Origin of the sequence: Saccharomonospora iraqiensis subsp. paurometabolica YIM 90007, from assembly GCF_000231035.2 — a bacterium.
In the GTDB taxonomy this organism is placed as follows: Bacteria; Actinomycetota; Actinomycetes; order Mycobacteriales; family Pseudonocardiaceae; genus Saccharomonospora; species Saccharomonospora paurometabolica.
This window is the reverse complement of record NZ_KI912196.1, coordinates 141,895-148,504: the sequence shown is the minus strand read 5'-3', so window position 1 is coordinate 148,504 and position 6,610 is coordinate 141,895. Positions and strand designations below refer to the sequence as shown.

The 6,610-nt window shown below is 73.8% G+C and carries 1 protein-coding gene; it reads left to right on the top strand.

The genetic code is table 11. The features are described 5' to 3' along the window. On the top strand, positions 1-6,610 hold a 6,610-nt coding region (locus SACPADRAFT_RS33685; RefSeq protein ID WP_157577028.1), incomplete at both ends, for a type I polyketide synthase.

Sequence of the window (6,610 nt, the reverse complement as noted above, 5' to 3'; positions counted from 1 at the left end):
GTGCTCACCGTCGCGAACATCGACTGGTCGGTGTTCGCGCTGCCCGGCCGCCTCCTCGACGACCTCGCTCCGGCCCGTCCCGCCGTCGAGCCGCACACCGGGACCGCGAACCGGTTCCGGTCGCTGCCCGCCGACCGCCGCGGTCAGGCGCTGCTCGACCTCGTGCGTGAGCAGGCCGCCGCCGTTCTCGGCTTCACCTCGGCCCGCTCCGTGCCCGCCGACCAGGCGTTCCGCGACCTCGGGTTCGACTCGCTGACCGCCGTCGAGCTGCGCACCGCCATCAATGCGGCCACCGGACTGGCGTTGCCCGTCACCGCGGTCTTCGACCACCCCAGCGCGGCCGACCTGGCCCGCCACCTCGACGACCTGCTCGACGGGGTCGAGGGCGCCCGCGTGCCGTCGGTCGTGGCCGCGACCGCATCGGACGAGCCGGTCGCCATCGTCGGCATGGCCTGCCGCTTCCCCGGTGGCGTGGCGTCCCCTGAGGACCTGTGGGACCTGCTCGCCGCCGAGCGCGACGGTCTCGGCCCGTTCCCGGACGACCGCAACTGGGACCTGGCCGCTCTGTACGATGCGGATCCGGACAACCCGGGCACCTCCTACACCTCCACCGGCGGGTTCCTGCACGACGTTCCCGGCTTCGACGCCGACTTCTTCGGCGTCTCCCCGCGTGAGGCGCTCGCGATGGACCCGCAGCAGCGGCTGCTGCTGGAAACCTCGTGGGAGGCGTTCGAGCGCGCGGGGATCGCCGCCCCGGACCTGCGCGGCACCGCCACCGGCGTGTTCGTCGGCACCAACGGCCAGGACTACGCCCAGCTGTTCTCCGGCTCGACCGAGGGCGTCGAGGGGCACCTGGCCACCGGGAACTCCGCCAGCGTCGTCTCCGGCAGGCTCTCCTACGTCTTCGGCCTGGAAGGTCCCGCCGTCACCGTCGACACCGCCTGCTCGGCGTCGCTGGTGTCGCTGCACCTGGCGGTGCAGGCGCTGCGGTCGGGGGAGTGTTCACTGGCCCTGGCCGGCGGTGTGACGGTCATGTCGACGCCGACGGCGTTCGTCGAGTTCTCGCGGCAGCGGGGTCTGGCCGCGGACGGCCGGTGCAAGTCCTTCGCCGAGGGTGCCGACGGCACCGGCTGGGGCGAGGGCGTGGGCATGCTCGTCGTGGAGAAGCTGTCCGACGCGCGCCGCCATGGGCATCGGGTACTGGCGCTGGTGCGTGGCTCGGCGGTCAACCAGGACGGCGCGTCCAACGGCCTGACCGCACCCCACGGTCCGTCGCAGGAGCGGGTGATCCGTCAGGCCCTGGCCAACGCCTGCCTTGATCCGTCCGATGTGGACATGGTCGAGGCGCACGGCACCGGCACGTCGCTCGGTGACCCGATCGAGGCGCAGGCCCTGCTCGCCACCTACGGCCAGGACCGGGAGCGGCCGCTGTTCCTGGGCTCGGTGAAGTCGAACATCGGCCACACCCAGGCCGCCGCGGGCGTCGCGGGGATCATCAAGTCGATCCTCGCGCTCCACCACCGCACCCTGCCCAAGACCCTGAACGTCGACCGGCCCACCTCCCGTGTGGACTGGACCGCGGGCGCGGTCGAGCTGCTGACCGAAGCCCAGCCGTGGCCGGAGGCCGACCGGCCGGGCCGGTCGGCGGTGTCGTCGTTCGGCGTCAGCGGTACCAACGCCCACGTCATCCTGGAGCAGGGCGATCCCGAGCCCGAACCGGTCGCGGACTCGGCCGTCGTGCCGTTCGTCCTGTCGGCCCGCTCGCCAGAGGCGCTGCGGGCCCACGCGGCCAAGCTTGCCGGGGTGCTGCCCGCGCTGCCCGCCGCGCGGTCGGCATGGTCGCTGGCCACGAGCCGCGCGCTGTTCGAGCAGCGGGCCGTCGCGCTGAGTGTGGACGCCGTGCGGGCGCTGGCCGACGGGGCGCCGCACCCGTTGTTGGTGGAGGGCACGGCCGGTGATCCGGGCCGGGCGGTGTTCGTGTTTCCGGGTCAGGGTTCGCAGTGGGTGGGGATGGCGCGGGGGTTGGCTGCGGAGTCGTCGGTGTTCGCGGGGCGGTTGTCGGAGTGTGCGGCGGCGTTGGAGCCGTTCGTGGACTGGTCGTTGGCCGATGTGCTGGACGATGCCGACTTGTTGGGTCGGGTTGATGTGGTGCAGCCGGTGTTGTGGGCTGTGATGGTGTCGTTGGCCGAGTTGTGGCGGTCGTGGGGGATCGAGCCGGACGCTGTGGTGGGGCATTCGCAGGGTGAGATCGCGGCTGCGGTGGTGGCGGGGGCGCTGTCTCTGGAGGACGGTGCTCGGGTGGTGGCGTTGCGGTCGCGGGTGCTGACCCGGCTGGCGGGTCGTGGCGGGATGGTGTCGGTCGCGTTGGGTGAGGTCGAGGTTCGTGACCGCATTGCCGGGTTCGGTGAGCGGGTGTCGATCGCTGCGGTCAATGGCGAGACAGCGGTGGTGGTGTCGGGTGAGCCGGAGGCCCTGGACGAGCTGGTCGCTGCCTGCGACGCCGAGGGTGTGCGGGCGAAGCGGGTCCCGGTGGACTATGCCTCGCATTCGGCGCAGGTCGATGAGTTGCGGGACGAGCTGTTGGCGGTGTTGGAGCCGGTCCGGCCGCGTGCGGGTGAGATCCCGATCCATTCGACTCTGACGGGTGAGGTTGAGGACGGCTCGGGGATGGATGCCGGGTATTGGTTCGACAACCTCCGCTCCACCGTCCGGTTCTCCGACGCTGTCACCGCGCTGGCTGCGGAGGGGTTCGGCACGTTCGTGGAGTGTTCTCCGCATCCGGTGTTGACGATGTCCCTGCCCGACGATGTGGTCGCGGTGGGTTCGCTCAGGCGCGACGAGGGTGGGCTGGAGCGGATGCTGCTCTCCCTGGGGGAGGCCGTCGTGCACGGCGTGACGCCGGACTGGCGGGGGGTGATTCCCGACGGCGAACGCGTCGAGCTGCCCACCTACCCGTTCCGACGCCAGCGCTTCTGGCTCACCTCCGGGGCTGCTCCCGGAGATGTCACCGCCGCGGGTCTGCGGCGCCTCGACCACCCGGTCCTGGCCGCCGCCACCACCGTCGCCGACGGTGGTGCCCTGCTCACCGGCCGACTCGGGCTGACCAGCCACCCGTGGCTGGCCGACCACGTCGTCGCCGGGCAGGTGCTGGTCCCCGGCACCGGACTGCTCGATCTCGCGCTCACCGCCGCCGAGCACGCCGGGGCCGCAGGTGTCGCCGAGCTGACCCTGCACACCCCGCTCGTGATCCCGGCCGACAGCGCCGTCGACCTGCAGGTCACCGCGGGCACCGGTGTTCTCGCCGTGCACTCCCGCCCGGCCGACTCCGCCGCCGACGCCCCGTGGACACGCCATGCCACCGGCGCACTCGGCGACGTCGTGCCCGCGCCCGCCGAGCTGACCGCGTGGCCGCCGGATCAGGCCCACGAGGTCCCGGTCGACTACGGCACCCTGGCCGCCGCCGGGCTCGACTACGGGCCGGCCTTCCAGGGCCTGACCCGCGTGTGGCGGCAGGACGACGAGGTCTTCGCCGAGGTGACGCTGCCCGAGGACCTCGCCCCCGACGGTTTCGTCCTGCACCCCGCGTTGCTCGACGCCGCCCTCCAGGCCATCGGGGTCAGCGGTGTGGTCCCGGGGGAGGGTGCGCCGCTGCTTCCCTTCTCCTTCACCGGGGCGGCCGTCACCGCGACCGGCGCCACCGCTTTGCGCGTCCGGATCACCCCGGCCGACGACGGTGTGACGGTCCACCTCGCCGACGCCGAGGGAGGTCCGGTCGGCGCTCTGGCCGGCCTGGCCCTGCGCCCGCTGGCGACGACTCCGACGACCACGACCGACGCGCACTTCGTTCTCGACTGGGTCCCGGTCGAACCGGTCACCGCAGCCGATGTCGACGTCCTCGACGCCACCGGGCGGACGGCCACACAGGTGCTCGTTGCCCTCCAGGCCCGGCTGGCCGCCGACACGGACAAGCCGCTGGTCGTCCGTACCCATCTCGCTGCCGGACCGGACGCCACCGACCCGGCGGGCGCGGGTGTGTGGGGCCTGGTGCGCACCGCACAGGCCGAGCATCCCGGGCGCTTCGTCCTGGTCGACTCGGACACCGACGACGTCGCAGGCTGGACCGGAGAACCACAGGTCGTGGTCCGCGAGGGCCTCGGGTCGGCACCGCGTCTGAGGCGGCCCGCCGCCCTCGACACCACCGTCCCCTTCGGACCCCACAGCCGCGTTCTGATCACCGGCGGTACCGGAACCCTCGGCGGGCTGCTGGCTCGCCACCTCGCCGACGCCCACGGCGTCCGCGAGTTCCTGCTCCTCAGCCGCCGGGGTCCCGACGCCCCCGGCGCGGCCGACCTCGTCGCCGATCTGGACGCACGGGGTGCCAGGGCCGCGGTCGTCGCCGTGGACGCCGCCGACCGGGACGCGCTCGCGGCGGTCCTCGCCGAGCACCCCGTCACCGCCGTGGTCCACGCGGCGGGCGTCCTGGACGACGGCGTGCTCACCTCGCTGACCGCCGACCGGCTCGACGCTCTGCGCGCGCCCAAGGTCGAAGCCGCGCTGGCACTCGACGAGCTGGCGGGGGATGTCGAGGCGTTCGTCGTGTTCTCCTCCGCCGCCGGGGTGTTCGGCGGTGCCGGGCAGGCCGCCTATGCCGCCGCCAACTCCGAGGTGGACGCCCTCGTCGCCCGCAGGCGGGCCCAGGGCCGCCCCGCCGTCTCGCTGGCCTGGGGCCTGTGGGACGAGGCCAGCGGCATGACCGGCCATCTCGACGCCGCCGCCAAGCGCCGGATCGGGCGTGCCTCGACCGCGCTGGCCACCGACGAGGCACTGGGCCTCTTCGATCGGGCCGTCGGTAGGCCGGAGTCGCTCCATGTCCTGATGCGACTCGACCTCTCGCCCCGCGAGACGGCTGTTCCGCCGCTGCTGCGTGCGCTCGTCCGCACCCCGGCCCGCCGTGCCGCGAGCCGACCGGCCGTGTCGCTCGCCACCGACAACCTCACCGAGCTGACCGACCTCGTCCGCGCTCAGGCCGCGGCCGTGCTCGGGCATCCCAGCGCCGCCTCGCTCGCGGGGACGGAGTCGTTCGCGGACCTGGGCTTCGACTCGCTGACCGCTGTCGAGCTGCGCAACCGGCTCGCCGACGCCACGGGACAGCGCCTGCCCGCGACGTTGATCTTCGACCACCCCACCCCGGCCGCGCTGGCCGCGCACCTCGCGGGTGGCGACAGCGCCCCGGCACCCGTGCGCCGTACCCAGACCGACGACCCGATCGCGATCGTCGCGATGAGTTGCCGCTTTCCCGGAGGGGTCAGTACCCCCGAACAGCTGTGGGAGCTCGTCGCCGACGGGCGCGACGCCATCGGTCCCTGGCCGGTCGACCGCGGCTGGCACACCCGGGCGCTGCTCGAAGCCGGGGCCACGGCCACCGGCATGGGCGGCTTCCTCGACGGTGCCGCCGAGTTCGACGCCGGGTTCTTCGGCATCTCCCCGCGCGAAGCCGTCGCGATGGACCCGCAGCAGCGTCTGCTCCTGGAAACCTCCTGGGAAGCCCTGGAGCGGGCGGGGATCGACCCGCACACCGCGCGCGGCAGCCGCACCGGTGTCTTCGCGGGCGTCATGTACTCCGACTACGCCGCCACCGCCGGCGACGGCGCGGACGGGTTCATGGGGGGCAGCTCGGCAGGCGTCGTGTCCGGCCGTGTCGCCTACGCGCTCGGCCTCGAAGGGCCGACCCTGACCGTGGACACGGCGTGCTCATCGTCGCTGGTCGCGATCCACCTCGCGGCGCGGGCGCTGCGTTCGGGTGACTGCGACCTCGCGCTCGCGGGTGGCGTCACCGTCCTGGCCAACCCCGGCGTGTTCCTGGAGTTCACCCGCCAGGGCGGGGCGGCGGCCGACGGCCGCTGCAAGGCGTTCGCGGGCGCCGCGGACGGCTCCGGGTTCGGCGAGGGCGCGGGCATTCTGGCTCTGGAACGGTTGTCCGACGCCCGCGCGAGCGGCCACCCCGTGCTCGCCGTCCTGCGGGGCTCGGCGGTGAACTCCGACGGCGCGTCCAACGGCTTGACCGCCCCCAACGGCCCCGCCCAGCAGCGGGTCATCGCGGACGCCCTGGCCGACGCCGGGCTTGTCCCGTCCGATGTGGACGCCGTGGAGGCGCACGGCACCGGCACCGAGCTGGGCGACCCGATCGAGGCCCAGGCCGTGCTGAAAGCCTACGGCCAGGATCGCGCGGAGCCGTTGCTGCTGGGTTCGGTCAAGTCCAATCTCGGGCACACCCAGGCCGCCGCGGGCGTGGCCGGGGTGATCAAGATGGTGCAGGCTCTGCGCACCGGCGTGCTGCCGAAGACGCTGCACGTCGACCGGCCCAGCCCGCACGTCGACTGGACCGTCGGCGCGGTCGACCTGGTCACCGAGACCCGCACCTGGCCCGAACTCACCCGTGCCCGCCGCGCCGCCGTGTCCTCCTTCGGTATCAGCGGCACCAACGCGCACGTGGTCCTCGAACAGGCCGAGGAACAGGTCCACGACCGGGCCGCCGTGCCCGAGGGCAGTCCCGGCCCGCTGGCCTGGCCGCTGTCGGCCCGCACCACGCCCGCCCTGCGCGCCACCGCGG